Source organism: Synechococcus sp. MIT S9452 (assembly GCF_047304245.1).
Lineage (GTDB): Bacteria > Cyanobacteriota > Cyanobacteriia > PCC-6307 > Cyanobiaceae > RCC307.
Genome location: NZ_CP138956.1, coordinates 1,238,858 through 1,265,532, shown reverse-complemented (window position 1 = coordinate 1,265,532; position 26,675 = coordinate 1,238,858). Strand labels below are relative to the sequence as shown.

At 61.4% G+C, this 26,675-nt stretch carries 29 protein-coding genes; 15 read left to right on the top strand and 14 right to left on the bottom strand.

Going from position 1 to position 26,675, the window contains the following annotated elements:
• Positions 1-91 precede the first annotated feature (91 nt).
• From SIB46_RS06765 to SIB46_RS06745, 5 genes are all read left to right on the top strand, one after another.
• Positions 92-952 carry an undecaprenyl-diphosphate phosphatase gene (locus tag SIB46_RS06765; RefSeq protein ID WP_413295375.1) on the top strand — a complete coding sequence of 287 codons (861 nt, stop codon included), beginning with the start codon at positions 92-94 and terminating at the stop codon, positions 950-952.
• Between the two features lie 15 nt (positions 953-967).
• Positions 968-2,356 (top strand): TIGR03279 family radical SAM protein, encoded by a 1,389-nt coding sequence (locus SIB46_RS06760; protein ID WP_413295373.1) that lies wholly within the window; start codon positions 968-970, stop codon positions 2,354-2,356.
• Between the two features lie 90 nt (positions 2,357-2,446).
• Positions 2,447-4,186: a TolC family protein gene (locus SIB46_RS06755; RefSeq protein WP_413295371.1), complete on the top strand. Its 1,740-nt coding sequence runs from the start codon at positions 2,447-2,449 to the stop codon at positions 4,184-4,186.
• Between the two features lie 5 nt (positions 4,187-4,191).
• The gene (locus SIB46_RS06750; RefSeq protein ID WP_413295369.1) at positions 4,192-5,580 is read left to right on the top strand and encodes a BCD family MFS transporter; all 1,389 of its coding nucleotides are present in this window, start codon (positions 4,192-4,194) and stop codon (positions 5,578-5,580) included.
• Complete coding sequence (locus SIB46_RS06745; protein ID WP_413295367.1) at positions 5,580-6,374, top strand: inositol monophosphatase family protein; 795 nt, start codon at positions 5,580-5,582, stop codon at positions 6,372-6,374. Before SIB46_RS06750 ends, SIB46_RS06745 begins: the two co-directional genes overlap by 1 nt.
• Here the strand turns inward: SIB46_RS06745 and cgtA are convergent.
• Positions 6,371-7,366 carry an Obg family GTPase CgtA gene (cgtA, locus tag SIB46_RS06740; protein WP_413295365.1) on the bottom strand — a complete coding sequence of 332 codons (996 nt, stop codon included), beginning with the start codon at positions 7,364-7,366 and terminating at the stop codon, positions 6,371-6,373. The genes SIB46_RS06745 and cgtA overlap by 4 nt on opposite strands.
• A gap of 75 nt (positions 7,367-7,441) precedes the next feature.
• Here cgtA and SIB46_RS06735 point away from each other — a divergent pair, with 75 nt between their 5' ends.
• Entirely contained in the window at positions 7,442-8,656 is a 1,215-nt protein-coding gene (locus SIB46_RS06735) for an ABC transporter ATP-binding protein (protein WP_413295363.1), read from the top strand.
• Here the strand turns inward: SIB46_RS06735 and SIB46_RS06730 are convergent.
• From SIB46_RS06730 to SIB46_RS06715, 4 genes are read right to left on the bottom strand one after another with little or no spacing between them, the layout of a single operon-like run.
• Positions 8,653-11,034 carry an endonuclease MutS2 gene (locus SIB46_RS06730; protein WP_413295361.1) on the bottom strand — a complete coding sequence of 794 codons (2,382 nt, stop codon included), beginning with the start codon at positions 11,032-11,034 and terminating at the stop codon, positions 8,653-8,655. The two genes, SIB46_RS06735 and SIB46_RS06730, sit on opposite strands and share 4 nt — an antisense overlap.
• Positions 11,034-11,405 (bottom strand): VOC family protein, encoded by a 372-nt coding sequence (locus SIB46_RS06725; protein WP_413295359.1) that lies wholly within the window; start codon positions 11,403-11,405, stop codon positions 11,034-11,036. Before SIB46_RS06725 ends, SIB46_RS06730 begins: the two co-directional genes overlap by 1 nt.
• A gap of 40 nt (positions 11,406-11,445) precedes the next feature.
• Positions 11,446-12,447 (bottom strand): porphobilinogen synthase, encoded by a 1,002-nt coding sequence (gene hemB / locus SIB46_RS06720; protein WP_413295357.1) that lies wholly within the window; start codon positions 12,445-12,447, stop codon positions 11,446-11,448.
• Positions 12,448-12,473: 26 nt separating this feature from the next.
• Positions 12,474-13,424, bottom strand: a complete 951-nt coding sequence (locus SIB46_RS06715; protein WP_413297730.1) for a DnaJ C-terminal domain-containing protein — start codon at positions 13,422-13,424, stop codon at positions 12,474-12,476.
• Between the two features lie 106 nt (positions 13,425-13,530).
• Here SIB46_RS06715 and SIB46_RS06710 point away from each other — a divergent pair, with 106 nt between their 5' ends.
• Positions 13,531-13,911, top strand: a complete 381-nt coding sequence (locus SIB46_RS06710) for a hypothetical protein (RefSeq protein WP_413295355.1) — start codon at positions 13,531-13,533, stop codon at positions 13,909-13,911.
• 3 nt (positions 13,912-13,914) lie between these two features.
• On the opposite strand, the gene SIB46_RS06705 is transcribed toward SIB46_RS06710, so the two are convergent.
• The 3 genes from SIB46_RS06705 to SIB46_RS06695 all read right to left on the bottom strand — a co-directional run bounded on the left by SIB46_RS06705 (position 13,915) and on the right by SIB46_RS06695 (position 14,764).
• On the bottom strand, positions 13,915-14,112 hold the full coding sequence (locus tag SIB46_RS06705) for a hypothetical protein (protein WP_413295353.1): 198 nt from the start codon (positions 14,110-14,112) through the stop codon (positions 13,915-13,917).
• Between the two features lie 107 nt (positions 14,113-14,219).
• Positions 14,220-14,468 (bottom strand): DUF1651 domain-containing protein, encoded by a 249-nt coding sequence (locus SIB46_RS06700; RefSeq protein WP_413295351.1) that lies wholly within the window; start codon positions 14,466-14,468, stop codon positions 14,220-14,222.
• A gap of 167 nt (positions 14,469-14,635) precedes the next feature.
• Positions 14,636-14,764: a hypothetical protein gene (locus SIB46_RS06695; protein ID WP_413295349.1), complete on the bottom strand. Its 129-nt coding sequence runs from the start codon at positions 14,762-14,764 to the stop codon at positions 14,636-14,638.
• Between the two features lie 86 nt (positions 14,765-14,850).
• Between SIB46_RS06695 and SIB46_RS06690 the strand changes: the two genes are divergently transcribed.
• Positions 14,851-15,714, top strand: coding sequence for a peroxiredoxin-like family protein (locus SIB46_RS06690; protein WP_413295347.1), 864 nt, complete (start codon positions 14,851-14,853; stop codon positions 15,712-15,714).
• Positions 15,715-15,768: 54 nt separating this feature from the next.
• Here SIB46_RS06690 and SIB46_RS06685 read toward each other — a convergent pair whose 3' ends face one another.
• Together SIB46_RS06685 and SIB46_RS06680 are read right to left on the bottom strand one after the other, a co-directional pair.
• Positions 15,769-16,188 carry a hypothetical protein gene (locus SIB46_RS06685; protein WP_413295345.1) on the bottom strand — a complete coding sequence of 140 codons (420 nt, stop codon included), beginning with the start codon at positions 16,186-16,188 and terminating at the stop codon, positions 15,769-15,771.
• 107 nt (positions 16,189-16,295) lie between these two features.
• The gene (locus SIB46_RS06680) at positions 16,296-16,715 is read right to left on the bottom strand and encodes a hypothetical protein (protein WP_413295343.1); all 420 of its coding nucleotides are present in this window, start codon (positions 16,713-16,715) and stop codon (positions 16,296-16,298) included.
• Positions 16,716-16,999: 284 nt separating this feature from the next.
• Between SIB46_RS06680 and SIB46_RS06675 the strand changes: the two genes are divergently transcribed.
• Entirely contained in the window at positions 17,000-17,260 is a 261-nt protein-coding gene (locus SIB46_RS06675) for a hypothetical protein (protein ID WP_011934742.1), read from the top strand.
• A 73-nt stretch (positions 17,261-17,333) separates the two neighbouring features.
• Here the strand turns inward: SIB46_RS06675 and SIB46_RS06670 are convergent, their stop codons facing one another.
• The gene (locus SIB46_RS06670) at positions 17,334-17,858 is read right to left on the bottom strand and encodes a superoxide dismutase family protein (protein ID WP_413295341.1); all 525 of its coding nucleotides are present in this window, start codon (positions 17,856-17,858) and stop codon (positions 17,334-17,336) included.
• A gap of 447 nt (positions 17,859-18,305) precedes the next feature.
• Between SIB46_RS06670 and SIB46_RS06665 the strand changes: the two genes are divergently transcribed.
• The 4 genes from SIB46_RS06665 (at position 18,306) to SIB46_RS06650 (ending at position 19,904) form a co-directional block, all read left to right on the top strand.
• Positions 18,306-18,494, top strand: a complete 189-nt coding sequence (locus SIB46_RS06665; RefSeq protein ID WP_413295339.1) for a hypothetical protein — start codon at positions 18,306-18,308, stop codon at positions 18,492-18,494.
• A gap of 384 nt (positions 18,495-18,878) precedes the next feature.
• A complete protein-coding gene (locus SIB46_RS06660; RefSeq protein ID WP_413295337.1) occupies positions 18,879-19,037 on the top strand; it encodes a hypothetical protein in 159 nt (52 codons plus the stop codon).
• Positions 19,038-19,197: 160 nt separating this feature from the next.
• Positions 19,198-19,674, top strand: a complete 477-nt coding sequence (locus tag SIB46_RS06655; protein WP_413295335.1) for a hypothetical protein — start codon at positions 19,198-19,200, stop codon at positions 19,672-19,674.
• Between the two features lie 11 nt (positions 19,675-19,685).
• On the top strand, positions 19,686-19,904 hold the full coding sequence (locus SIB46_RS06650; protein WP_413295333.1) for a hypothetical protein: 219 nt from the start codon (positions 19,686-19,688) through the stop codon (positions 19,902-19,904).
• Positions 19,905-20,164: 260 nt separating this feature from the next.
• Here the strand turns inward: SIB46_RS06650 and SIB46_RS06645 are convergent, their stop codons facing one another.
• On the bottom strand, positions 20,165-20,401 hold the full coding sequence (locus SIB46_RS06645; RefSeq protein WP_413295331.1) for a DUF1651 domain-containing protein: 237 nt from the start codon (positions 20,399-20,401) through the stop codon (positions 20,165-20,167).
• A gap of 539 nt (positions 20,402-20,940) precedes the next feature.
• Between SIB46_RS06645 and SIB46_RS06640 the strand changes: the two genes are divergently transcribed.
• A complete protein-coding gene (locus SIB46_RS06640) occupies positions 20,941-22,137 on the top strand; it encodes a THUMP domain-containing class I SAM-dependent RNA methyltransferase (protein WP_413295329.1) in 1,197 nt (398 codons plus the stop codon).
• Here SIB46_RS06640 and SIB46_RS06635 read toward each other — a convergent pair.
• Together SIB46_RS06635 and SIB46_RS06630 are read right to left on the bottom strand one after the other, a co-directional pair.
• Positions 22,134-22,508: a phage holin family protein gene (locus tag SIB46_RS06635; protein WP_011934753.1), complete on the bottom strand. Its 375-nt coding sequence runs from the start codon at positions 22,506-22,508 to the stop codon at positions 22,134-22,136. The two genes, SIB46_RS06640 and SIB46_RS06635, sit on opposite strands and share 4 nt — an antisense overlap.
• A gap of 5 nt (positions 22,509-22,513) precedes the next feature.
• Positions 22,514-22,927, bottom strand: a complete 414-nt coding sequence (locus SIB46_RS06630) for a glycine zipper domain-containing protein (protein ID WP_186549475.1) — start codon at positions 22,925-22,927, stop codon at positions 22,514-22,516.
• A 133-nt stretch (positions 22,928-23,060) separates the two neighbouring features.
• Between SIB46_RS06630 and smc the strand changes: the two genes are divergently transcribed.
• Entirely contained in the window at positions 23,061-26,657 is a 3,597-nt protein-coding gene (smc, locus tag SIB46_RS06625; RefSeq protein WP_413295327.1) for a chromosome segregation protein SMC, read from the top strand.
• Positions 26,658-26,675: the final 18 nt, after the last annotated feature.

Genomic DNA, 26,675 nt, shown 5'->3' with positions numbered 1-26,675 from the left:
AAACGCAATTAGCTTAAAGCGATTGCCCCCTGGTCAGAGGAAAAGCATCCGTCCATGGCGCTTAAGGTTCCGCCACTTGGCTTGAGCCTGCGTGGATGCTGCCGCTGAACTCACGCTGCTGGAGGCCTGCTGGCGCACGGTGGTGTTGGGCATCGTTCAGGGCCTGACGGAATTTCTGCCGATCAGCAGCACAGCACACCTCAAGGTGGTGCCGGTGCTGGCCGGCTGGGGGGACCCTGGTGTGACTGTCACCGCTGTGATTCAGCTGGGCAGCATCGCTGCGGTGATTGGTTACTTCCGCCGCGACCTGCTGCAGGTGTGCCGCGGGTTGGCCAGAGCCTTGCGCCAGGGTGACTGGGGCAGCCCTGATGCGCGCCTGGGGATTTCCATCGCCATTGGCACGCTGCCAATCCTTGTGGTGGGTCTAGCTATCAAGACGTTTTGGCCTGGCTACGAAACCTCGCCCCTGCGCAGCGTGGCCTCTATCGGCATTGTCTCGATCGTGATGGCCTTGCTGTTGGCCCTCGCCGAGCGTCTGGGGCAGCGCCGTAAGCAGCTGCCATCGGTTCAGGGCATTGATGGCGTGGTGGTCGGTCTGGCCCAGGCGCTGGCGATCATTCCTGGTGTCTCGCGCTCCGGCAGCACCCTGACGGCATCCCTGCTGTTTGGCTGGCAGCGCTCCGATGCCGCCCGCTTCTCCTTCTTATTGGGGATTCCAGCGATCACCTTGGCTGGACTGGTTGAGCTCAAGGGCGCCTTCGCTGAGGGTTCGGTCTACGGACCGCTGCCGATGCTGCTGGGAATCCTCTCGGCAGCGGTGGTGTCGTGGCTGGCGATTGCTTGGTTGCTGAGGTTTTTGCAAACCAACAGCACTTGGCCGTTTGTGATCTATCGCTTGGTGTTTGGGGTGGTTTTGCTGGCTCTGGTGCTGGCAAACCCCACACTGGGATAAGTCGCCTGAACCACGGTGTGGAACGAGCCCAGTGATGGGGTTCCTCTTCAGGCTGATCCCAGTGCCGCGACGCCGCAGCCTGCCGTAGTGGCCACGGTGGAGCCTGGATCGATCGGCGAAGAGCTGGGGTTTCAGCCTGGTGATCGATTGGTGGCGGTCAATGGCATTCGCCCGCGGGATCTGATTGACCTGCGCATGCTCTGTGGTGAGGAAGATCTCGCCTTGGAGGTGGAGGAGCCTGATGGCACCAGCCATCACATCGAGCTGGAAAAAGATGCCGACGATGGACTGGGTTTGGGCTTTACCGAGGCCCTCTTCGATGGCCTGAAGCAGTGCAACAACCACTGCCCGTTCTGCTTTATCGATCAGCAGCCCCCAGGACGGCGCTCGAGCCTGTATCTCAAAGACGACGACTACCGCCTCAGCTTTCTCTACGGCTCATACCTCACCCTCACCAACCTGTTGCCTGCTGATTGGCAGCGGATTGAACGCCAACGCCTTTCGCCGCTATTTGTCTCGGTCCATGCCACCGCCCCCGACTTGCGCAGCCGATTGCTGGTGAATGAGCGGGCTGGTCAGATTCTTGATCAAATCGCTTGGTTCCAAGACAAGCGCCTGCAAATCCATGCCCAGGTGGTGGTGTGTCCGGGCTTGAACGACGGCGATGCCCTGGTGCAAACCCTCCAAGACCTGGCTCGTTTTGGCGGTGGCGATTGGCCGGCGGTGTTGTCGGTGGCGGTGGTGCCGGTGGGGCTCACCCGTTTTCGCCCCGATGGTGATGGCCTGGTGCCGGTGACCCCAGCGATGGCCAGGCGCACCATTGAATTGGTCGAGCCCCTGCAGCAGCAATTTGCTGAGCGCTTTGGCAGCCGTTGGGCTTGGCTCTCAGATGAGTGGTATTTGATGGCGGGGTTGCCGTTGCCGCAGCGCGCCAGTTACGAGGATTTGCCCCAGCAGGAGAACGGCGTCGGCAGCATTCGTGCCTTTCTTGAGCAGCTCGATGACGCCACCCAAGAGCTGCCTGCTGCTTTGCTCAAACCGCGCAGCTTGAGTTGGGTGGTGGGAAGTTTGGTGGGGCCCAGCCTCCAACCTGTGGTGGAGCGCTTGCGGCAAGTGCAGGGGTTGGATCTACGCCTGCAGTCGCTGCCCAGTCCCTACTGGGGCTGTGAGCAGGTGGTCACCGGGCTGCTCACCGGGCAAGACCTGATTGATGGGCTGCAAGGCAAGGAGTTGGGTGATGTGTTGCTGCTGCCTGCTGTTTTGCTGCGCCAGGGTCAGCCGGTGTTTTTGGATGATTTGAGCTTGGAGACCGTCGAGCAGCGCTTGGGCGTTCCGCTGCAGGTGGTGGGGGGTGCGGCTGAAGTCGTGGCCTCTTGCCTGAGTCTTGAGACGCAAGAGGATTAAATTCCCCACAACGAATTCTGAAGGCTTGTGAAGGGACGACTGCGCAGCAGCCTGCTGGCCCTCGTTCTGATCGGGTCTCCTCTTGGTGCCTTGGCCGAAGGTCAAGCTCCTGGTTTGGATTGGTTGGGTAATCCTTTGCCGGCGTCCACCGATGTTCTCGATGAACTAGAGGACAGCGTTGATCCCATGGCCGGCCGGACACCACTGCCAAACGCAATCAAAGAGAAAGGACCCCGGCCCAAATCAGATCCAACGGTGTTGCCTCCGGCAGCCACGACCCTCTCGCCAGATCTCGATGAGCTCGCAGCCCCAGCTCCACTGGCGCTGCCCGATCAACCTGCCCAGGTGCGTCCTGAGGAGCTGCGGCCGCTCACACTGACTCAGGCAGTGGAATTGATGGAAGTCAATAGCCCCTTGCTTGAAGCGGTCAAAATTCAGGTGGAGGAGGCGCAAAGCAAGTTGAGAGCGGCGCTTTCTGCTTGGTATCCGCAGCTCACTTTCACCACCAGCCAGCTGAAGTTTCCTGGCCGCAGCTGGGGCACCAGCTATCAAAACTTCAACAAGCCCAAGAACTCGAAGAAGCAGGAAAAGAAGGCTGAAGACCAATCCCTAAAATTGGATCAATACGGTGAGTGGTGGGGTACGACGCAGACATACGGCGCCTCAGCCAACCTGAATTTTGATTGGAAGTTGCTTGATCCCAAGCGTGTCCCGGATATTGCTGCTGCCCGTGATGAATTTGAGAAAGCTAAAAACAACTATCTGATCACTTTGCGCGACCTGCGCCTGCAGACGGCTGAGATCTACTTCAATCTGCAAAAAGCTGATTCCAATGTTGAAGTTGGAAAGACTTCGGTTCAGGCTTCGAGCGTGAACTTGCGGGACACCCGCGCTCGGCTTCAGGCTGGTGTTGCCACCAAGCTTGATGTTTTGCAGGCTGAAACTCAGCTTGCCCGTGATCAGGACCTCTTGACTGGTTATCTGCGCGATCAGACTGTTCGACAGGCCAATCTGCGCAGATACACCAATCTTCCTGAGAATGTTGTGCCCTCAGCTTCTGATCGGAATGATGTGCGAGGGGTTTGGTTGCCAAGCTTGCAAGAAAGCATCATTGGCGCATTTGACTACAGAGAAGAACTTGCGAACATTATTCTCGACATCTCAATTGCAAACTCACGCGCCAACTCCTTCCTCGGTGATGTTCAACCTTTTGTGAGCATTGCTGGTGATGCCAGTTGGGCGAAGCAATTTGGTCAAACTGGCGTCCGCACTGACTTCGTCAACATGGGAATGGTTCGCGAGAACCTTGACCAATCCGTCTACATGGGCGTGACCTGGAAGATCTTTGATGGTGGCCGAGCGGCTGCCCTATCCAGAGAACAAAAACAAAAGGCCAAAGAGAATCAGTATCGCTTTGCTGAAGAACGCAACCGGTTGCGCGATTTGGTGGAAACCTATTTTGCCGATTTGCAAAAAAATGCTCGAAGCCTGATTGCGACTTCTCGCGAAGTGTTGTCTTCTCGGGAGGCTTACCGCTTGGCTGTGCTTCGTTACCAAGCAGGTGTTGATAGTCAGCGCAATGTGATTGATAACCAGCGGGACGTGACCACCGCGGAAACTGATTACAACAACCGGATTGCTGATTACAACATTGCCTTGGCCCAACTCAGGCGCGCCACGGGCCTTGATCAGATTGTGAGTTGCCCGGCCGTTGACCTGCCCGACTCGCCTCCGCCGGAAAGTGAGTTGATCAAAATTCCGGTGACTTCTCCCCCGATCAATACACCTTGTGATGTGCAGCGGGCTACGTTTGTGCCCACTGCTGACTGATCCGGTTGGGGTCATTGCGTTTTGCCGCCCTGGCGTTTCGCCTCGGTTTGTTTCAGGCCTGCCTCGGGGCCCTTTCGGTTCTCACGCTCGGCATCTTCAACCGGCTGCTGATTGATGAGTTTTCGGTCCCTGCAGCCCTAACCGCGCTCGCCCTGGGCGCCCAGCAACTGGTGGCGTTCACGCGGGTTTGGTTTGGCCAACGCTCCGATAACTGCCGGTGGCGCGGGTTGAGGCGCACCCCCTTTGTGCTTTGCGGTTCGCTGAGCTTCTGCGTGCTGTTTTGGATTGCTGGCCGCACGGTGTTGTGGCTGGCAGAGGCCTCTCAGGCCGGTGATGGCAGTGCCGTGCTGTTCCGCGGCCTGGTGTTGACCGTGGTGTTCCTCGGCTATGGCTTGGCCATCTCTGCCAGTTCCACGCCGTTTGCGGCATTGCTGGTGGACGTCACTAGCGAGCGGCAACGGCCCGCCCTGGTGTCAGTGGTGTGGTCGATGCTCACCGTTGGCATCGTCGCCGGCGCGATTTTGGCCAGCCGCTTTTTGGGCACTGCCTGCGCCAGCACCGATTTGGATTTGGTGATTGCTGGGGTAGAGCGGCTGATCGTGGTGGCGCCGCTGGTGATCTTTGGCTTGATTCTGCTGGCGGTGGTTGGCGTGGAGCGGCCCGTTGAGCCGCAGAGCAAGGAAGCCAAGCCTGCTGCTGATCGCCCTGCCGAACTGAGCTTTGCCCAAGCCTGGACCGTGCTGCGTGCATCGCCGCAGGTGGCCTATTTCTTTGGGGTGTTGTCGCTGTTCACCTTCTCTCTGTTTCTGCAGGAGGCGGTGCTGGAGCCCTATGGCGGCGCGATCTTTGGCATGGACGTCTGCGCCACCACACGCCTCAACGCGATCTGGGGCGTTGGCACCTTGGTGGGCATTGCAACCACGGGGTTTCTTTTAGTGCCGCGCTTGGGCCCGCAGCGCACCGCCTTGTTGGGTGGCGTTCTAGCTGGGGTGTTTGTGCTGCTGATGGTGGTCGCTGGAGCGGTGGTTTCTGAACCGCTCTTCCGTTTGGCTTTGTTGCTGTTTGGCTACGCCGCTGGGGTCAGCACCAACGCCAGCCTCACCTTGATGCTCGGTCTCACCTCACCCGCTTTGGCTGGCACCTTCATTGGGGTTTGGGGTCTGGCGCAGGCCTACGCCCGCGGGGTTGCCACGGTTACCGGTGGCGGATTGCTCAGCCTGTTTGGTGGTGTGTTTGGCGGGCAAGACACCTACGGGGCCTATGCCAGCGTGTTTGTGATTCAGGCGGTGGGATTGCTGTTGGCAGGTTTGTTGTTGCTGCGGGTCGACACGACCCTGTTCCAGCAGCGGGTGCAGCGCGCCTTGGGTGATCTGCTCGCCTTGGAGCTCGATTGATGGCGACCTATCCCAATGGAGCCCACTGGCCGGCCTTGCATGCGCTGGTCGACCGGGTTGCTGAGCGTCAGCGGGCTGACTTTGGTCAGATTGCCAGCACGGTGAAGCCCGATGGCAGCTTGGTTACCGACTGCGATCGCTGGAGTGATGCCACCATCGCCGCAGGCTTGGCGGAGATCCTTCCCGGCGACGGCCTGCTGAGCGAAGAAGGCTGCACCGATGCCCCAACCCAGCGCCATGGCTGGATTGTTGACCCCCTTGATGGCACCACCAATTTCTCGGTGGGCCTGCCGATTTGGGCGATTTCGATGGCGCGTCTACAGGACGGCCAGCCGCTCGAGGCGATCATCGATGTGCCCCCGCTCCGCGAGCGTTACGTGGCGGTGCGCGGGCAGGGCGTCTGGCGCAATGGTGAGCCGCTGCAGCCCCCTGGTGGACCTCGCCATCGCTGCAATTGCGCCAGCATCTGCACCCGCTCGCTGCCGGTGCTGCAGAAAGTGCCCGGGCGCTTCCCCGCTAAAACGCTAATGCTGGGGGTAGCCAGCCTCAACCTGCTGGGTGTGGGGCTAGGCACGATGCTGGCCGCCCTCGAGGCCACTCCCAAGATCTGGGATCTCGCAGCGGTGTGGCTGATCCTCGAGGAGCTTGGTTGCGTGATTCGCCCGCTGGCGGATCACCCCTTCCCGATGACGCCAGGAGCTCCCTTGGGTGAGGCCAGTTATCCCCTGATGGCCGCCTGCGATGAAGAGCACTACCAGCGGTTTTTGCCCTGGGGCCAAGCGCTGGTGAGCTAGCTGCTCACTCCCAGTTCTTGCCAGACCTGCTGCAGCAGTCCATCTAGGCCTTGGCCGGTCACCGCTGAGATCACTTGCACGGGCTGGCCCAACGTGTCGCTGAGCTGGGCGGGAAGCGCCTTGAGTTGTTCTTCATCAAGCAGTTCGGCTTTGCTCAGCACCAGCAGCCGTGGACGTTCCAGCAGCCCGTTGCCGTAGGCCTCCAGCTCGCCGAGCAGCACCTCGGCATCGGCGATGGGGTCGGGGCTGCTGCCATCCACCAGGTGGATCAACACCCGGGTGCGCTCGATGTGGCGCAGGAAATCGTGGCCGAGTCCGGCCCCTTGGGCGGCGCCAGCAATCAGGCCGGGTATATCGGCAAAGACCGTGCCATCGCCGCTGGGGCGGCGCACCACCCCCAGGTTGGGAACCAGGGTGGTGAAGGGATAGTCGGCGATCTTGGGCCGGGCAGCCGAGAGCACGCTGATCAAGGTGCTCTTGCCGGCATTGGGCAGCCCCACCAGCCCCACTTCCGCCAGCAGCTTGAGCTCCAGCTGCAGCTCGCGCTCTTCTCCGTCTTTGCCTTCGGTGAATTTCTCTGGGGCCCGGTTGCGGTTGCTGAGGTAGTGGGCATTGCCCAGGCCGCCTTTGCCGCCGGTTGCAATCACCAGCTGCTCACCGTTGTCGATGAGATCCCCCAGCAGCAGGTCGGCGCCCAGATCACGCACTTCGGTGCCGCAGGGCACGCGGATGAGCAGCGTGTTGGCGCTGGCTCCGGTGGAGCGGTTGGGTCCGCCGCGCCGCCCGTCGTCGGCTTGAAACAAGCGTTTGTATTTGAAATCCAGCAGGGTTTGCAGGTTGCTGTCGGCCTGCAACACCACATCACCACCGCGGCCGCCATCGCCGCCGGAGGGCCCGCCAGCGGGCACGTATTTCTCGCGCCGAAAGGCGCAAATGCCATCACCACCGCGGCCGGCCTTGACGGCAATCCTGGCCTGGTCGATGAACTGCACGGCTTGCGGGTCAATCCATCATTCTTCCCTGTCAGGCCAACCTCTATAAAGTCGGGCATCCGCTGAGCTCCCCGCGTGGCCGAGGTTGCCTTCCGCCAGTTGCGCAAGCAGTACCCGCCTCGGCGCGGCAGTGCTGCTGTGGAGGTGCTCAAAGGCATTGATCTTGAGGTGCGCGACGGCGAATTCCTCGTGCTGGTGGGCCCCTCGGGTTGTGGCAAGAGCACGCTGCTGCGCCTGCTGGCGGGTTTAGAAGCCCCCAGTCAGGGGCAGGTGGTGGTGGCGGGCCGTGATGTCTCAGCGCTGCCGCCATCACGCCGCGATGTGGCGATGGTGTTTCAGAGCTATGCGCTCTATCCCCACCTGAGCGTTGCTGACAACATCGCCTTTGGGTTGCGCCGCAGCGGTCACCGCCGCCTGCAGCAGCTGCTGCAGGATTGGGTGGCACGCACCACCGGTTGGCTGCGCTCACCGCGTGAGCAACGCATTGCCGATCGGGTTCAGCAGGTGGCTGAGATGTTGGATCTCGCCCATCTGCTGGATCGTCTGCCCAAGGAGTTGTCGGGCGGCCAGAAGCAACGAGTGGCTCTGGGCCGCGCGATTGCACGTCAGCCAGCGGTCTTTTTGATGGATGAGCCGCTCAGCAACTTGGATGCCAAGTTGCGCGGTGACACCCGCCGCCAGATCGTGCAGCTGCAGCGGCAGTTGGGGGTCACCACGCTGTATGTGACCCACGACCAAGTCGAAGCAATGACCATGGGCCATCGCATTGCGGTGCTCAATGCCGGCCGGTTGCAGCAACTCGGCACCCCCATTGAGCTCTATGAGCAACCGGCCAATTTGTTTGTGGCCCAGTTCATTGGTTCACCGCCGATGAATCTGTTGCCGGTGGAAGTGCTCTCGCCTGATCAGGTGCTGCTGGCCGGCAAGCGTGTGGCGGCAGATCCCTCTTTGGCAGGGCTATTGCAGGGCTATCTGGGCCAGCAACTCACCTTGGGTTTGCGCCCTGAGCGCCTGCGGCTGGCGCCAGCCACCAACCGAAACCTGCCAGCTGAAGTGGTGCAGCTGGAGGCCTTGGGCCATGAGCAGCTGCTCAGTTGCCGGCTGCTGGAGGCTGATCACACCGTGCAATTGCGCACCGCAGCGGAGGTGAGTGTTCAGCCCGGAGACCAGTGCCACCTGGAGGTCGAAGCCGCTGGCTGGAATCTGTTTGATGCAGCTGGTGATGCGTTGCGCGCCAACAGCGCTGATGCGGCGGTGGCATCCCCCGATTTGCCCAGCCTGCCGGCCTAACGGGGCCAGATCACCGTGCAGCCAGCACCGCCATCACCCTGCTCGGCATCGACGAGGCGCTCGATGTAGTCGAGCCCGCTGAGCCATTCCCTCAGACCGCGTTTGAGCCGGCCGGTGCCAACGCCATGGATCACCCAAAGCGGTCCATGCACCGACCGCAGCTGCTCCTCCACCGCGGCTTCGGCCTCATGCACGCGCAGGCCGCGCACATCAACGGTGTTGCGGCTGGTGCGCACGGCTGAATCACTGCGCCGGCCGCGGCCTTGGACACGCACCGGGGCTGGTTCTGGCGGCGCCGGCTTCTCGCCTTGCAGGCCTTCGATGCCGGTGAGTGGCACGGTGAGCCGCATCACGCCGCAGCGCACCTGCAGCTCTTGGCCGTCGTCGCTGCAGCTCAACACCTCGGCGGCTTTGCCCAGGCTCAGCAGCCGCACCCGATCGCCAGCAGCAGGGCTCCAGCCGCGATGTTTCTTCTTGGGGGTGCTTTCTGGCGCATGTTCTTGCTCGAGGCTGCGCAGCCGTTGCCCCACTTGCCGAGCCGCTTCGCCATCGGCTTTGGGATTGCGCAGCCGGCGAATCAGTTGGCGCACCTCCTTGCGGCCTTCGCGAATCGAGCCCACCAATTGCTGTTGGGCTTCGCCTTGGCGCGTTTGCTTTTGTTGCTGCTCCTGCTGCCAGCGCTGCTGCAGCTCTTCATGCAGCAGTTCTGCTCGCATCAACAGGGCGGCTGCTTCTTCGGCGGCCTCCTGTTGCCGCTGGCGTTGCTCTTCCAGGCCGCTGATCACGGTGTTCACCGAGCTGGTGCCCTGCTCATCAAGCATCTGCTCAGCCCCGCCGAGCACCGCTTCGCTGAGGCCCAGCCGCCGAGCCACGGCCAAGGCATTGCTGCGGCCGGGAATCCCCCAAAGCAGCCGGTAGGTGGGCCTCAGGCTCACCTCATCAAATTCAACGGAGGCGTTTTCAAAGCGGGAGTCGTCGTATTTGAGCGCCTTCAGCTCACCGAAGTGGGTGGTGGCGACACTCAGCTGCACTTGATCGGCCAGATGACGCAGCAGCGCGCTGGCCAGGGCAGCCCCTTCGCTGGGGTCGGTGCCAGCCCCTACTTCATCGAGCAGCACCAACGCCGGCACCGGTGCTGTGCCCAGGCGGCTGAGCGCTTCCAAGATCCGGGCGATGCGGCGCACGTGGCCGCTGAAGGTGGAGAGGTTTTGCTGCAGCGACTGTTCATCGCCGATATCGGCCAGCACCGCTTCACACCAGGGCAGTTGTGGGGTGCCGCTGCAGGGTAGAAACAGTCCGCTCCTGGCCATCAAGGTGGCCAGCCCCAAGCTTTTGAGGGTCACGGTTTTGCCGCCGGTGTTGGGCCCGGTGATGGCGACGACCCGCAGCGGCGGTTCTATTTGCAAGCTCACCGGCACCACCGCACTGCCGGCCTCTTGGCGCTCCTGCCAAACCAGCAGCGGGTGGCGCAGTTCCTTGAGCTGCCAGCACTCCGTTCCCAGTTTGGGTTTGACAGCCCCCAGCCAGGCTCCATACCGCGCTCGGGCTAGGGCCAGATCCAGCTGAGCCAGGCAGTCCTGCATGGCCATCAGGCTCTCTTCTTCCTCGGCCACCGCAGCGCTGAGTTGCAGCAGCACCCGCCGTTCTTCTTTGAGTTCCTGCGCTTCGAGTTCAGCGATGCGGTTGCCCAAGCCCACCACCGCTTGGGGCTCAAGGAACAGGGTGTTACCAGAGGCGGAGCTGTCGTGCACCTGGCCTTGCAAAGAACCGGCAGCACCGGCTTTGACGGCCAACACTGGCCGGCCATGGCGCTGGGCGATGACGCTGTCTTGCAGTTGATTGGCCCAGCGCCGCATCAGCTCCTGCAGGCGGCTTTGCCGTTCTTGCCGCTGGCTTTGCAGCTGCCGGCGCAGGCCGGCTAGTGGCGGACTGGCGCGATCAGCCACGCGTCCGCCTTCTTCAATGGCGAAGCGCAGCTGCTGCTCCAGCTCCGGCAAGGTGCGCAGCCCCTCCAGCAGCGCGGTGGTCACAGGCCGCAACTCGTCGTCGTCGATCTGCCGCCGCAGACGCCGTGCTGCCGCCAGGGTGTCTGCGAGTTGCAGCAGATCGTCGGCCGCGGCGCAGCCCCCCTTGCTGCAGAGCTGCACCGTGGTGCTGTGGTCGCTGACGCCTTGAAAGCTCAGGCCTCCCTCAGTGAGGCCATCGAGAACCAAAAGCTCGGCTGTTTCCGCTTGCCGGCGCTGGGCCTCCTCCAGCGTTGGCGCTAGCTGCAAAGGCCGGCAGAGGTTGGCCCCAAGACAGCTGCCGGCAAAGCCAGCCACTTGCTCGCCAAGCCGCTCCCACTCCAATAGAGCCAGTGTTTCGGCTTGGATCTCCATCACCCCTGGTTGCTGGGAATCCCGCCGGGTGGCTCATAGAGCATTTCCAGCCAGTTGCCCTCGGGGTCCCGCAGATAAAACGATGCGGTGCCGTCACGGTGGTCGTGCACGCCGCCGACAGAGACGCCATCGGCTTTGAGTTGGTCATGCATGGCCTGCACGGCGTCGCGGCTATCGAAGTGAAAGGCGAAGTGGGGGCCGGCGGCTTTGTAGTTAGGGCCCAGCAAAGCCAGCCCTTCATTGCCGGCTCCCAGGTAGGCCCAATCCTCGGCATCCCAGATCAGCTTCATGCCGAGGCCTAGATAAAAGGCCTTGGCGCGCTCCATGTCGTCCACGCGGATGGCCACATGGCCCAACCTGTTGACTGCCATTGCTCCGCTGCAATGGGCCCATTCTCTAGTGCAGTTGGCCTCAGCCGTGGCGCAGCCATTCGGCTGCATCACAGGCGTGATAGGTGAGGATCAGATCGGCTCCGGCCCGCTTGAAGCTCAGCAAGGTCTCGAGCACAACGGCACGCTCATCAATCCAGCCTTTCTCGGCCGCTGCTTTGACCATGGCGTATTCACCACTGACGTTGTAAGCGGCGATTGGCAGCTCCGTTTCAGCGCGCAGACGATGAATGATGTCGAGGTAGGCCAGGCCTGGTTTGACCATCATGATGTCGGCGCCCTCTTGCTCATCGAGCAAGGCTTCCGTGAGGGCTTCACGGCTATTCGCCGGATCCATCTGGTAGGTGCTTTTGTCGTTGGGGATGGGTTTCCCGCCGGCGGCCCGCGGCGCGGAATCCAGTGCTTCGCGGAAGGGGCCGTAGTAGGCCGAGGCGTATTTCGCCGTGTAGCTGATGATCCCCACATGGCTGTATCCCTCGTCGTCGAGGGCTTCGCGGATGGCGCCAACACGGCCATCCATCATGTCGCTGGGGCCGATCAGATCAGCGCCGGCAGCCGCTTGGGTGACGGCCTGCTTGCAGAGGATTTCAACGGTTTCGTCGTTGAGAACGATGCCCTCATTGCTGACAATGCCGTCATGGCCATCACAGGAATAGGGGTCGAGCGCCACGTCGGTCATCACCGTCATGCCGGGGTGCTCTTGCTTGATGCGCCGAATCGCCCGGGGGATTAAGCCCCCCTCGTTGAAGCACTCGCTGCCGTCTTCTGTTTTGAGCCCATCGGCCACCTTGGGAAACAGCACCACACAACGGATGCCGAGATCCCAGGCGCGCCCCACTTCCCCCAGCAGGCCATCGAGGCTCCAGCGCTGGGCGCCGGGCATGGCGCCGATCGGCTCGTTGGTCGCCCCTTCGTGCACAAACAAGGGGTAAATGAAATCGGCAGCACTGACGTGGTGCTCGCGCACCATGGCCCTCAGGCCAGGTGTACGCCGCAGTCGGCGGGGGCGATAGGCGATATCCATGGCGGGAAGCTTAAGGAATGCCCCAGTCAGAGCCTGGCGTTTTGAAACAGGCTGTCGCGTGGGTTATTTCCAGGCAGTGCGAGCAGTTGTTGATACAGCTGTCTCTCGGCATCACTCGGTTGGTCTGGGAGCTGGAGCTGCACGGTGAGGAGCAGATCACCACGTGTTCCTTTCAGTGGCCAGCCTTTGCCGCGTAAACGTAGGGATCGCCCGGCGCTGATTCCTGCTGGCACGTTGACAACTGCTTCGCCATCGGGGGTGGGCACTTTGACTTCGCCGCCCAACACCGCCTCAGCAGGGCTTAAGGGCAGCTCAGCGCGCAGCACATCACCATCGAGTCGCCAGATCGGATGGCTGTCGAGGTTGATGGTGAGGTAGAGATCGCCGCGGCGGCCGCTGCTGGGTTGCAGGTTGCCTTTTTCTTTGAGTCGTAGACGGCTGCCGGGCTTCACCCCACCAGGAATGCGCACCTGCACCCGCTCTTGATTCACTTGCAGGGTTCGCTCGCAACCTCGAAACGCTTCGCCAAGGCTGATCTTGATGCTCGCTTCGGCATCCAGGTTGGCGGCAGGTGGGGGTGCACTAAACCCACCGCCGAATCCGCCAGGGAATCCTCCTGGGGCTCCGGGTGATGCCCCAGAGCCAAACCGCCCCAGCAGATCGTTGATGAAGTCATCGAAGGTGCCGTAGCGGCCGAAATCGACGTCAAAACCAGCACCAGGCCCGCCTCCGGCTGGACCGGCTTGATTCATGTACTGACCAAACTGCTCGTAGCGACGGCGCTTCTCAGGGTCGGAGAGGACTTCATAGGCCTCGCTGATTTCCTTAAAGCGGGCTTCAGCGGCTTTGTCGCCCGGGTTGACATCGGGGTGGTACTGACGAGCAAGCGAGCGGAAAGCCTTTTTCACAGCAGCGCCATCGGCGCCGCGCTGGAGACCCAGCACCTTCCAGTAATCGCGATAGCCGCCTGCGCTCATCCGGGTCATGCGCTTGGTCGTTCAAGTGTCTCAGCCCCATGGCCCCCAGACGAGGCGGAAGTCCGAACGATTCGCCTAATCTCCGCCCAACTCTTCTGGATTGGGCATGCGTCGTTCGTTGTGGCTAATCCCTTTAGCGGCAGGGTTGGTGTTTGGCTCTGGCGCGTGGACCCGAGCTGAGGCGGGCAACCTGGGTGATGCCGTTGAGCCCTCCAATGCTGAGCAATTGAGCTTGGCCCGTGAGCTCAAGCAAGCCGGTGTCATTTTTTATGGCGCTTGGTGGTGCGGCGCCTGCTTCCACCAAAAGAACCTCTTTGGCACCGAGGCGGGCCGCGAACTTCCCTACGTGGAGTGCGACAAAGATGACGCTGGACGTGAGCAATGCCGCAAAGCCCAGATCAAGGCTTTTCCCACCTGGGTGTTGGGGGATCAACGCGCTGAGGGCGTGATGACCTTGCCGCAACTGCGCAGTTGGGCTGGACTCTGAGCCTCAATCGATGAGCTCAACTCCGTAGGTGGCGCGGCGAACGGCTTTGCGGCGCTGCCGGGCAGGGATGTAGCCACCTCGGTTCACAAAAGGACTGAGCTGAAGCTGTCTCGAACGGTTGATGTAGTTGAAGCGGATCAAGCTGGCGCTGAGGATCACCAGCAAGCTCAGAACAAGGGCTGCCGGCAACAAAACACGCATGGCCCAGTCCCGAGATCCTGCTGGCGAGGTTGATCACGTGCCGGCAGGCGCGTGATGCGGTCTTAGCCCAAGATCATGGCCTTGGCTTGCGGCTAGACCCAGAGGCTTTAGATATCGGCCTCGGCATCCCATTGCGGATCGCATGGCCTCCAACCTCCTTGCAGCAGGCTCTGCCACAGCAGTTCAGCCGCATGGGCTTTGAGATGGAGTCTTGTGGTTAGCAGGGGAGGCTGGCCTGGAAAAGGTCGCCCTGAATCCACAAAGATGTGCGGGTCCTGCGGGATGCTTTTTTCATCCCTGTGGAAGCGCTTGGTGTGCGCCGTTTGGGGGTTATGGATCCAGGCTTGGCAGCGCATGGTTTGGGGATGGCGATGGCAGGGCCCCGCATCCAGTCATCAGCACGGAAGGTGGCGTAGGGCGAGCTGGGAGGCATGGTCCTGCCGCTGGTACACCTGTTCTAGTACGGGTGTACTGCCGCGTCAACCAAGTGCCCGCCTTGGCTTGTTTCAGCTGGCGTTTTGCGTTAGCCGGCGTGGATCGACTGCAAGGTGATCCCTTTGGCCTGAAGGATGAAGTAGCCGATCACGCCCACCACATTCAGGCCAATCACAAAAGCCCAAACGCCCCAGGGCTGCTTGCTGTCCAACTTCATTTGGGGCTGCCTTCGCTCCATGCAGTGTCGCGCCAAGCAGCAACCACCTGGATTGCTTTGCAGAATGGCGGCCTCAAAACAACGCCATGACGGGCAACTTGCAGGCCATTGGGTTTTTGTTCACCTGGGTGCTGCTGTGGTGCCTCGGGGGCATTGGCATTGAGGCTTTGTTGCTGCAAGCCGGCCTGATCGCGCCTGGCGGCGGCAGCTGGGCTGGGGGACTTGGCTTTTTGGTTTGGACGTTGGTGATCGGTTTTGCTGGCTGGGCCTTGTTCAACCGCATCACCGGTTTGACCCAGCCCGCTCCAGCCACCGGAGCCTCGCCATGGCGTGATGTTCCAGCTGCGTTGCAGCCGGTGTTGGCTGAATTGGCGCCATTGGAGAACCAGCAGCGCCGTTTGCTGTTGGTGCTTAGCCAGCTGGGTGATTTTGATTCGGTTGAGTACGCCCAGGCGGTGATGGCCTCATGGCCTCAGTTGCTGGAAGCGGGAGTTGATGTGCGCGCCATCGGCATTGGCGATGAGGGAAGCGCTGATCGTTTTTGCAGTTACACAGGGTTCCCCAAGGAGCGTTTGACTGTTGATCCCGAGGCAACGTTGCACCGTGGTCTGGGGTTGTATGGCGGTGCGGAGGGATTTGGTGGGCCCTGGGGAAACTTGCTCGCCATGTGCGCAGGTATTGGCTCACCTGGCACGTTGCAAGAGGTGCTGCGGGGTTATCACGGCGGCGGGCGTTATCTCCCGTTTTGGATCGCCAGCATCCGCTTGCGGAACATGATCGAAGTGCTCAGCCATTGGGGCACCTATGTGCCGGATGAGCGTTGGATGACGCAACGGGGCGCCACCTTTTTGATCAGCAGTGATGGGTCGTTGCTCTACAGCTGGAAAGACCCAGGACTGCTTGGCTTCTCCGCTTCGATGGCTGAACCGTTGAAGTTCTTAGAGCTCTAACTGCTCATCACACAACACGGGTGATTCAGCAGGGCCGATCACAGGGCCGAGCGCTTAAATCTCGTCGCAGAGCTTCAGCATGATTTGCTCGCTGACCGAGCGTGAAATGGGGTATTCCCAGGCTGTCCAAGCTTTGCTCTCACCGTTGTCTTGATTCCAGGCAATCTTGAAGGCTTGGCAGTTCACGCCAACGGCTAATAATTTCCCGCCAATGCCTGGCGAGAGGTCATTCACAGCGGCGTAGCGGTTGCCGTAACGGCCATCTTTCCAGCCATCCCATTTGATCCCATACATCCCGGTTTGATCTTTGAACCATTCCCAGCTCGGGTCGAGCTGGGAAGCTGAAGCTGCTGTCGTTTTCGGCATGGCGGGCAGCTCGCCAGGCCCGGTTCTCTCTGCTGGCGGCGCCACCAGGGGATTGGCGCGTACGGGCGTTAAGGCAACCAGCGTTGCCAACAGCAGAAATACGTTCATTGCGGGAAATTACCAGTTCGCTTCTGCCGAGATGTTTCAGGCTGAACCTTTAGTTGCCACAAAAGTTGTCTGCTGCGTTCAGTCGGTCTTTTGTTGACCGTGTGCCCTCAGCGCAGTGCCTCCACCCATTCCGGTCTCACCACCCAGGTAAAGCTCTCTTTGCCTTCCTCATAGGCATCGTCGAGTCCATAGGCCGCTTTGCGCTCGAAGGTCACCAGCAGATCAATCCACATCCCGGTGCTGGGTTTTTTCCATCCCAGCTGCCCAGCGATCTTGCTGCAGGCATGGCCCACCACGGAGTTCCACTGCACTTTCAAAAATGTGCCCGGATTGTCGTTGGCAGGGCAGCTATCAATGCTTACGCCAGCGGCTAGGGCGCCACGGGCAGCAGTGCCGCGCCGCAGCGCAACGGTGGCAAAGAGAAAGTCCCGCTCTTTGGGGCTCAGTCCGCAGCTTTCAAAGGCTTGTCGCAGGTTTTCGGGGGCGGCGCAGAAGTAGTTGGCCTGGTCAATGGCAGCTTCACCCATCAATTGACTCCGGCGCTTGTCATCTCAATTGCAGTCTTGCCAAAAAAAAAACGCCCTTTGCCGAAAAGGGCGTCTCTTTGTCGATCCACGACCCTTTTCCCTAGAGTCGTGTGCAATGAATAGCTGGCTGCCGGGGGCTTGTTCGGTCGCCATGAGCACCAATTCTGGAACTTTCGATTTCCTTAAAGAAAAAGTCCTCCGCGACACATTCACAAGGTCGCGACGGCCACAGCACTGCCTCTTGAAAAGGCCTTAAACCTCCGTTGTGAAAGGAGATTCTCTCCATGCGAAGCACAGCTACCAACCCCGTCGGTGAAGCCACCGAGGTCTTGATGGCCCTCGCTGTTGAGCGCATCCTCAGCAAACACGCCACCAGCCAGCAGCGCGACAAAGCACGGCTCGCCATGCGCGCTGATCTGGCCAGTCCGGGCGTGGAAAGTTGCGTGGTCGGCAAGCTTGGCCTGCTGCACGACTACGCCGAGCACCTGGCCTGTGAGCTGATCAATGAGGTGTTGGTCGCCGGTCAGGAGCCCTGCGCTGATTAATGGCGGTGCTGGATGAAACGTTGGCAGCTTGATGGCCGCCAACCGTGATGGATCAGCCCTTCAATGTCGTTCATTAGCCAGCAACGCCGCAGCCGATCCTGGCGCCGCCTCCACCCAAGGGAGGTTCATCGCTGTAGGTATCGCCTCCGGCATGAACGATTAAGGCTCGGCCCTTGAGGTCATCCACGCGTAACCGTGGAGCGACGACTGCTGTGGTTGATGTGCCATCAGCATCGATCACCAATCGGCTCAGATCGCCGCGGTGGCCATCGCCAAACGGCCCTTGATGGGAGCCGGTCTTATCGGGATCCCAGTGCCCACCGGCCGCGAGGCCGGCCACTTGGACTCCGTCTTTGAGGCCTGATTCACAACTGCCGTTTTCATGCAGGTGAAAGCCATAGATCCCTGCCGATAATCCGGAGATGCTTGGGCTGATCACCAGTCCATCGCTGCTGTCACGGGCCATCACGCTGCCGAGCACCTCGCCACTCTTTTCGCCTCCAATCTTTTGGATCCACACCTGCTGCTCAGCAGCCAGTGCGGGCATGGATGGGACAAGCAGACAGAGAAACAGCAGCAAAGACAGCAGGAAGTGCATGAGAGATGCAGGCCGATGGCACGGATCAAAAAATAGGAAACGTCCGGTTGGATACAAAACCGCTTGCTTCTGGCAGCCATCACAACAGTTTTAGATTTTCCTTGGCTTGTTTTGTCGTTATCCAGTCACCAAGACCTGTTTTCCCGCCTACTTTTGGGGACCTTTTGTGTTCAAATATGCCTCCGGAAAGGATTAATACCCTCAAGTGGGAGTCCAACGGAGAGCTATCGGCCCACGACGTGTTCGAGCTGGTAAAGCGCTTGAACCACCAAGAGCAGCCGGCACGGTCCAGTCAGCTTCTGCACCTGGTTAACAAGCATCGCCACAGCAGCAAAGTCAAAAAGGCTGCACCCCGCGCGGCCAGTTGAGCTGAAGGGCCTGACTACGAGAGATGTCTATATATTGATTAGAGAAAAAGCGCTCCTAGCGTTCAGCCATCGAGCAGTGGTGAAGTCGATGGGTGATGAGCGTTGGGTGGTTGTGAACGCATGCGATGTGTTTAACAACTACCGCGAAGTGGCTTGCTTCTACAGCGCTGATGATGCCTTCGACTACATCGATCAACATTGCGATGAAGACAGCCATGTGGAAGAACGGTTCCTTCCCCTTCGCCGGGTGGTGATGCTTGAGCCGTGATGGTGGCTGCTCCTTTCAAGATGGAGCTGTTGATGAAGCGCTATGGGTAAGACGATTCCTTGTGTCAGCTGTGGTGCGCCGGTGGAGATCCCCGAGGCTTGGGACGGGGTCAAAACTGCCAAGTGCAGCAAGTGCTCACCGATCATGCGCCAACACGAGCAAATGAAGCGTGCCTCAGGCGGCAAAGGCTTCAGCTGATTGGATCGCTGAACGCGATCCTGCCGGCCGGCCTTGCTAGCAATGCCATCAAGGCTTCGCGGTTTGCTGGCAATGCTTCAACGCCTGATCTCTGCCACGGCATTGCTTGGCATTGCTTTATTGGCAGCATCCCCGGTGCAGGCAGGCTCCATTACGCGAAGCTCCATTTGGAACCAAGCAGCAGCGATGCGCGACGCTCGCAGCCGAGTTCCCCAGGGCGCACAAATCACCGGCAGCCGCTGTAAACGGATTTCTGTCGCCAACGACTTTCGTTGGCAATGCACCGTGAACTACAGCACCAATCCTCAGCCATCTGTTGAAGCGCCTGAGGCTGGGGCTGGTTGAGCGTTCACCTCCGCCTCGAGCAATCGGGGCTTCAGGCTCGCCGTGGGGCTCTAGATCATTTTTCTGTTGTGTCGCCAAGGACTTGTTTTTTACGCGGCAAACACAAACACCCTGGTATCACAGGGTTCTAGGTTCAAGGCTCCATCCAAAAGTCCTGCGAATGTCGAACCACCTTGACCTCATCGAGATCCGCAAGGTGATTGGAGCGATGACATCAGCCGAGTGCTGGAGGGTGCAAGAGGAGTCCATGGCGGATGCCGGCAAACACTGGCAGGAGCGCTACGGCTACAGCCTGCTGGGTGCTGTTTTGATCTACTGCTGCAGCGCGGCAGATGTGATGGAAATCAGAGACACCCTTTCTGATGAGGAGGCCAAAGAACTGCAAGGGCTCGGGGCATTGGTTGAACAGAAGTGGCGGCGGGGGCAACGGGGAGAGGACGACCCCATCGCTCAAGCAGAGCAGCCCGAGCCATTCGTTGTGAGCGAATTGATTGAGGAGGTGGCGTCTCCCTCTCAGCTGGAAGCCCCTGACATGGCCTTGGGGGTGAAGGCGTGGAAGGCCAATCAAGCCCACCGGCTATTGGTGGCCTCTGCTGCTGACTCCTCCAGCAGGGATATCAACGTCTTGGCCAGTTGAGGCCCATCGCCATGAAGGTGTCTTTCGCTGTTTGCATCACCCATCCCGATCGGCGGGAGGAAACCTCCTTTCACGAGAGCGTGCTTGATGCGGTGGAGGACTATCACAGCTCCGTGCTCAAAAGTGCGCTGCAGGGTTGGGATTGTGTGGTGCTGTCCCTTTGCATCAACGGCCAACTAGTGGAAGTGCTGGAGAGCATTGAGCCTGTAAAAAATCGTCGTTCTGATTAGCGGGCTAGAAAAATGATCAGGCTGGCTGTGATCAGGAAAACCATTCCTGCGATCCAGATCTGCCCCGAATGCTCTGAAAGCCATTTGAGCCTGCCCTCCAATGGCTGGCCGTAGAGACTCACAAAGGCAACCCCGAAAACAAGGATTGGGATCAGGAGTGCAAAGACTGGAAGCATCTTGGCCAGGACCCGGGAGGGTTTTAGTCCTGGCTGCTTCTAGCTCATCTGGCAGGCAGGTTCAGCATCAAACACCCCGCCTTCTCACCACTGCGGTTCAATCCGTTGCCAGCCTGCTTTCACGCGATTGCGCCATAGCTCGCGGGCTTGGCTGAGTGTGAGTTGGCGCCTTGACTTCAGCAGGGGTGGTTCGTGGAGCAGAAGGTGCCGGCCAAGATCCACCGCCATCGGCCTGGCACCACCGTCGCGCTCGAGCTCTGGGTTGGGCCAGAACCGCTCGATCCATGGACCGTTGGGTTGCTTCAGCCAGGCTTCCTTCATGACTGCAGAATAGTACAGGTGTACTGAAGTACAGGCAATAAAAAGGACGGCCTCCCACAGCCGCCCCATGCTCGACGCGCCGCCACTCCCATGGCGGCCATTCAAGGGTTATGTATCGGCTTGAACCTTTTTGTCGCGGTCGCCACAGAGGCTGCGTGGGACTGGCCACACACCCTGCTTGTACTGCTGGCCTTATGGCCAGATCAATTGCGCTGGAATGGTGGAAAGGTTTGAAGGGGCCTTCCAGCCCCAGTGGGTCAATTGGGTGATAAGGCTGACCTCACCCCATCTCCCTTACTTGGGTCAGGCAGCAACAGGGGCTGCTTGACGGGAGAAACGAACGATGTTGTTCGCAGTTACGGGTTTGCTCTTACCGAGCAGGTTTCAGTCACCCTCCTTATGCCCCGTCGAAACCATTGCAGCCCCGCGATGGGGAGAAATGGAGCTGAGCGGAATCGAACCGCTGTCCGAAACACTGGTGTGAGCCACCTAGTCCGGAAGGACCGGACTCCTTCATTGTGGCAGCAGTGCCCGCTGCCATGCAGGACCAACTCTGGGATGTGATTGCCGTTGTGCCCGCCTCGCTCGAGGCAGAAGCTGCGGCCGAGCTTGAGGCTTTCGGTGCCCAATCACTGCAGACTCTGCGCCGCGCCGTGCGCTGCCGCATGGATCGAGCGGGCTACTACCGCGCCCATTTGCAGGCCCGCTTGCCCTTTCAGCTGTTGCGGTTGCTGGCCAGCTTCCCTTGCGCCAGCCGCTCTCAGCTCTATGGCGGGGTGCAGGAAGCGGCGGATTGGCAGGGTTGGTTGCCGCCGCAGCTCAGCTTCCGCGTTGAGGCCAGCGGAAGAGCCGGCGAGCTCAACCACAGCCATTTCACGGCTTTGGAGGTCAAAAATGCCCTGGTGGATTGGCAGCGCCAGCACTGCGGCCAGCGCTCCGATGTGGATCTCGAGGAGCCAGATCGGGTTTTTCATTTGCATCTCGGCCAAGGCCCTCAGGGACCCATGGCGTCGTTGTATGTGGCCGGCAGTTCCAGCAGCCTGCACCGCCGCGGCTACCGCGCGGCCATGGGCCGGGCGCCCTTAAAGGAAAACCTGGCTGCGGGGTTGATGGCGATCACCGGCTGGGATGGCGGCGTGCCGCTGGTGGACCCCTTCTGCGGTTCGGCCACGTTGTTGATCGAGGCCGTCTCGCGCGTGCTGCAGCATCCGCCGGGCCTATTGCCGGGTGCTGCTTTGGCGCCAGCTCATCACGCTCAGGCCCGCCGCTTCAGCTGTTTGCAATGGCCTGATGCTGATTTGGGCCTGTGGCGCTCGCTAGTGGTGGCCTCCGCTGAGCAGGCTTTGGCTGGTTCGCAGCAACCCATAGCCCCGGTGATCGGCCTGGAGCAGGACCCTGAGGTGCTTGAGCAAGCCCGGAGCAATGTGGCCGCGGCAGGCCTGGAGGCTTGGATCGACCTACGCCAAGGTGATGGTCGCGAGCTGATGCCTCCGCCTGGCCCCGGGGTGCTGGTTTGCAATCCCCCCTATGGCGAGCGTCTGGGCGATGAGCAGGCGCTTGATTCCCTGTATCACCGCTTTGGCCGGCAGCTCAAGGAGCACTGCAGTGGTTGGAGTTTGTGGCTGCTCAGCGGCAACGCCAAGCTCACCCGCGCCCTGGGCATGAAGGCCAGCCGGCGCGTGCCTGTGAGCAATGGCGGCATTGACTGCCGCTGGCTCCACTACGAGATTCGCTAGCGCCCCAGCAGGGTGCGGGTGGTGCGGCTGATGCCTGCGGCTGTCTCGGGCAGGTAAGGGCCCTTCAGCAGTTGCCCGCCAATGCGCAGCAGCAGCCCGGCAAGCACCAGGTCGATGGCGCCCACCACCAAAAAAGCGGTTAGCCAATCGAGGGCAGCGCCCTCCACCAAAACGATCACCAAAGCGGCATGGGCCACCAGCAGCGCTCCGGTGAGCAAGACCAAGGCGGTGCCCATGAGCAAGGCGCCAACGATGAGGCGCCGCTTTTCGCGGTCCACCTCCTTGAGAGCGATGCGGACATGCAGGTCCATCACCGACACCACCAGGGAGGCCAGCTTTCCGGTGGCGCCGCGGGGCGATTGGGATTCCATGCTGATCAGCGCCGGCGACCGCCGCTCAGGATTAGGCCAGCCAACAGGCCAACTCCAGCGGCAATGCCTACCGCCAGCAGCGGCCGCTCGCGCACCGGCGATTCAATTTTTGGCCTCAGGTTGGCGTTGAGGTCATCAAGCAACCGTTCCAGTTGCTCTTCCAGTGGCTGCAGGCTGTCGCCAAGCTTGCGGGTTTGCTCGCCGGCCACATCCATAAATTCGAGCAGCTGCTCTTGCACCACCGCGCTGGTTCGACCGGTTTGTGCGGCGATCACCGCCACTACCTCATCGAAGCTGCCGCGGGTGTTCGTGAGGGCCTCATGGGCGACCTGGGGCCAGCGCTCTTGAATCTCCGGCAGCAGTTCGGTGAAGCGTTCACGGAACCGTTCGCCCACCTGGGTTAGCCCTGAGCTCGCCATCAATCCCTTGGCTCTTTCCCGCAAGGTATCGAGCCAACGGGCGGTTGGCAGCGCGGCCTGTTCTCTCTTGTGCTCTTAAACACCTCGGCTAACTTCAGCCAATCTCACTCCTGACCGAAAGGTCGCTGTCCTGTTGGTCTTTATCGATCAGGTCAGCCTTACGCATTTCAAGTCCTTCGGGGGGAGCGTCACGATCCCCCTGGAGCCTGGTTTCACGGTGGTGACTGGGCCCAACGGCTCAGGCAAAAGCAACATCCTTGATGGCATCCTCTTTTGCCTCGGGTTGGCCAGTAGCCGCGGCATGCGCGCTGAGCGCCTGCCGGACCTGATCAATAACAACGCCCTCAAACAGGGAAAAGCGTCTGAAGCGTCGGTGTCGGTGCGCTTCGATCTGCGCGGCTGGCAGCCCGACACGGCCGAAGAGGGTCTTGAAGCCCCCGAAGAAGGCCCCTGGATCAAAGCTGGCCAAACCGAATGGACCGTCACTCGCCGGCTGCGGGTGGCTCCAGGCGGCACCTACAGCACCAGCTACAGCGCCGATGGCGTGCCCTGCAACCTGCAGCAGCTGCAAACCCAGCTGCGCCGTCTGCGTCTCGATCCCGATGGCAGCAATGTCGTGATGCAGGGGGATGTCACCCGCATCGTTTCGATGAGCGCCCGCGATCGCCGCGGAATCATTGATGAGTTGGCTGGTGTGGCGCTGTTTGACAGCCGCATTGAGCAAAGCCGCCGCAAGCTCGATGACGTGCAGGAGCGCGAAGAGCGCTGCCGCATCGTTGAAGGCGAGCTGGAAACCTCCCGCACGCGCCTGGAGCGCGATTGCCAGCGGGCCCGGCTCTATCAGGATTTGCGCCAAAAGGTCCAGCTCGGTCGCCAGCAAGAGCAGGTGCTGCAGGTGGAGCAGAACCGCAACCAGCTCGAGCAGCTGGCGCAGAACAGCGAGCAACTCAGCGGGCGGCGCGAATCGGAACAGCAGGCCCTGATCAAAGGCCAAGAGCAACTCAAAGCTGCTGCGGAGGAACTGGCCGGGCTCCAAGAGGCTGTCAAAAGCCTTGGCGAAGACCAGCTGATTGCTGTGCAAGGCCAGTTGGCTGAGCTGGAAGCTGCAGGCCGCGAGTTGCAGCGCCGCGCTGAGCGCCATCAACAGCAGGCCTCGGAGTTGCAGCAGCAGCGCCATCAGCAACAGCAGCAGCGCGCTGAATTGCAGCAGCAGAGCCAGCAGCTGCAATCCACCGATGACGTTCAGCAGCGCCAGCTGGCTGATGAGGCCTGTCGCAGCGCGGAAGCGGCCGTTGAACTCTCCCGCCGCCGCCTGGCGGAAGTGGCGGGCCGCTCCGGCAGCTGGATGGAGGAGCAGCAGGAGCGCAGTCGTCGCCGTCAGGAGCTGCAGGCCCTACTCGGCCCTCAGCAAGCTGAGGCGGTGCAGCTCGATGAGCGCCTACGCCAAGAGCAGGAACGCCAGCAGGAGTTGCAGGCGGAACTCGATCGTGAGCAGCAAGGCAATGGCAGTGCGGCCCAGCAGCTCAAAGAGTTGCAAGGCACGCAGCAAGAGCTGCTGCAGTTGATCGCCAAGCACAAGCAGCGCGTGCAGGAGCTTGCTGAAGCCCTGTCGTTGCAGCAGCGCACCCGCATTCGCCTGGAGCAGGAGCAGCAGCAGCTCGAACGCGACATTGCCCGCTATGACAGCCGCCGCGAAACCTTGCAGGAGAGCCGCGGCACTGGAGCCCTGAGGCTTCTGCTCGAGGCTGGCCTCGATGGCATTCACGGCCTGGTGGCTCAGTTGGCCGAGGTCGACGACCGCTACCGCCTGGCGCTGGAGGTGGCCGCTGGCGGCCGGCTCTCCCAGGTGGTGGTTGATGACGACCGCATCGCAGCCCGTGCCATTGAGTTGCTCAAGCAGCGCCGCGCTGGCCGCCTGACGTTCTTGCCTCTCAACAAGATCCGCAGCTCCGCGCGCGGCGGCGGTGCAGCCCTGCAGCGCGGCGGTTCCCCCAGCGGCGGCGGGTGCTTGGGTCGGGCGGTGGAGCTGCTGCACTTTGAGCCGATCTACCGCGATGTGTTCGGCCATGTGTTTGGTGACACGTTGGTGTATTCCGATCTGCAATCCGCTCGCCGGGAGCTCGGCCGCAGCCGCATCGTCACCCTCGAAGGCGAGCTGCTCGAGCGCAGCGGTGCCATGACCGGCGGCAGCCTGCAGCAGCGCAGCGGCAGCCTCAGTTTTGGCCGTGCCAACGATGGCGATGAAGCTGAGCCCCTGCGCCGCCGCTTGTTGGAGTTAGGCGAAACCCTGGTGGCCAGCCGCCGCCGTGAAGCCGAGCTCAGCCGCCAGTTGGAAGCGGCTCAAGGGGAATTCAGCTCCGAGCGCTCCCGCCAAGCTGGGGTGGAGGCTGAGTTGGCGGCCGCCCAGCGGGCCCATGGTCCCCAGGTCACCCGTCAGGCTCAGCTGCAGGCGCGTCTCGAGCAGGTGAGCCAGAGCCTCAGCAGCGATCAAACCCGCTTGCAGGAGCTGCAGGCCTCGATGCAGCCACTGCGCCAGGAATTGGAGAAGCTCGAGCAGGGTGAAGCGGCCAGCAGCGATTCCGCCGATGCCGCCCGCTGGGGTGAGTTGCAGCAGGAGCTCGAACAGGCCGATGCGGCATTGAGCGCTGCACGGGCCCAGCGCGATGGCTTGGAGGCTGCCCAGCGGGATCGCGGCTTGGTTCTGGCGCGCCTCAACAGCCAGCTCGAGGTCGTGGCCGCTGAAGATCAGCGCCTGCAAGCCAGCACGGCCGCCCTCACCGCTGAGGTGCAGGAACTGCGTGATCAGCAACTGGCTGATCAAGCCCGCCGCGCTGAACTCGAGCAGCAGCAGCAGGCCTTGCAGGAGCGCTTTGGTGAGCAGCGCCGCGCACGAGATGCAGCCGAAACCCACCTGGCTGGCTTGCGTCAGCAGCAGCAGCAGCGGGAGTGGGAATTGCAGCGCCTAGGCGAGCAGATCGAGGCCCTCGCTGAAGAGCGCCGCGCATTGGGTGAGCGCCTGCAGCAGCAGGTGGCTGAATTGCCCGATCCGCTGCCGGAGATCAGCGATGAGCTGCGGGAGGCCGGCTTGGAGGCGCTGCAGGAGCAGCTGCGCGTGATTCAGCAGCGCATGGAAGCGCTGGAGCCGGTGAACATGCTGGCGCTCGAGGAGCTCGAGCAACTGGAAGCCCGCCTGGCTGAGCTGCGCGAACGCCTCGAAGTGCTCGGCAATGAGCGCCATGAGTTGCTGCTGCGCATTGAAACGGTGGCCACCCTGCGTCAGGAGGCGTTTATGGAGGCCTTCCGCGCGGTTGATGGCCATTTCCGCAGCATCTTTGCTGGGCTCTCCGATGGCGAAGGTGAGCTCTCGCTGGAAAACCCAAGCGATCCCTTGGAAGGTGGCCTCACCTTGGTGGCCCATCCCAAGGGCAAGGCCGTGCGCCGGCTGGCCTCAATGTCGGGCGGTGAGAAGTCGCTCACGGCCCTCAGCTTCCTGTTTGCCCTGCAGCGCTTTCGCCCCTCCCCCTTCTATGCCCTCGATGAGGTCGACAGCTTCCTGGATGGCGTCAACGTTGAGCGCCTGGCAGGCTTGATTGCTGCTCAAGCTGGCGATGCTCAGTTTTTGGTGGTCAGCCACCGCCGCCCGATGATCGCCGCGAGCACCCGAACCATTGGTGTGACCCAGGCCCGCGGTGCCCACACCCAGGTGGTGGGCATGCCGGCTGCAGCCTGATTGGCAATCCTGCGACAC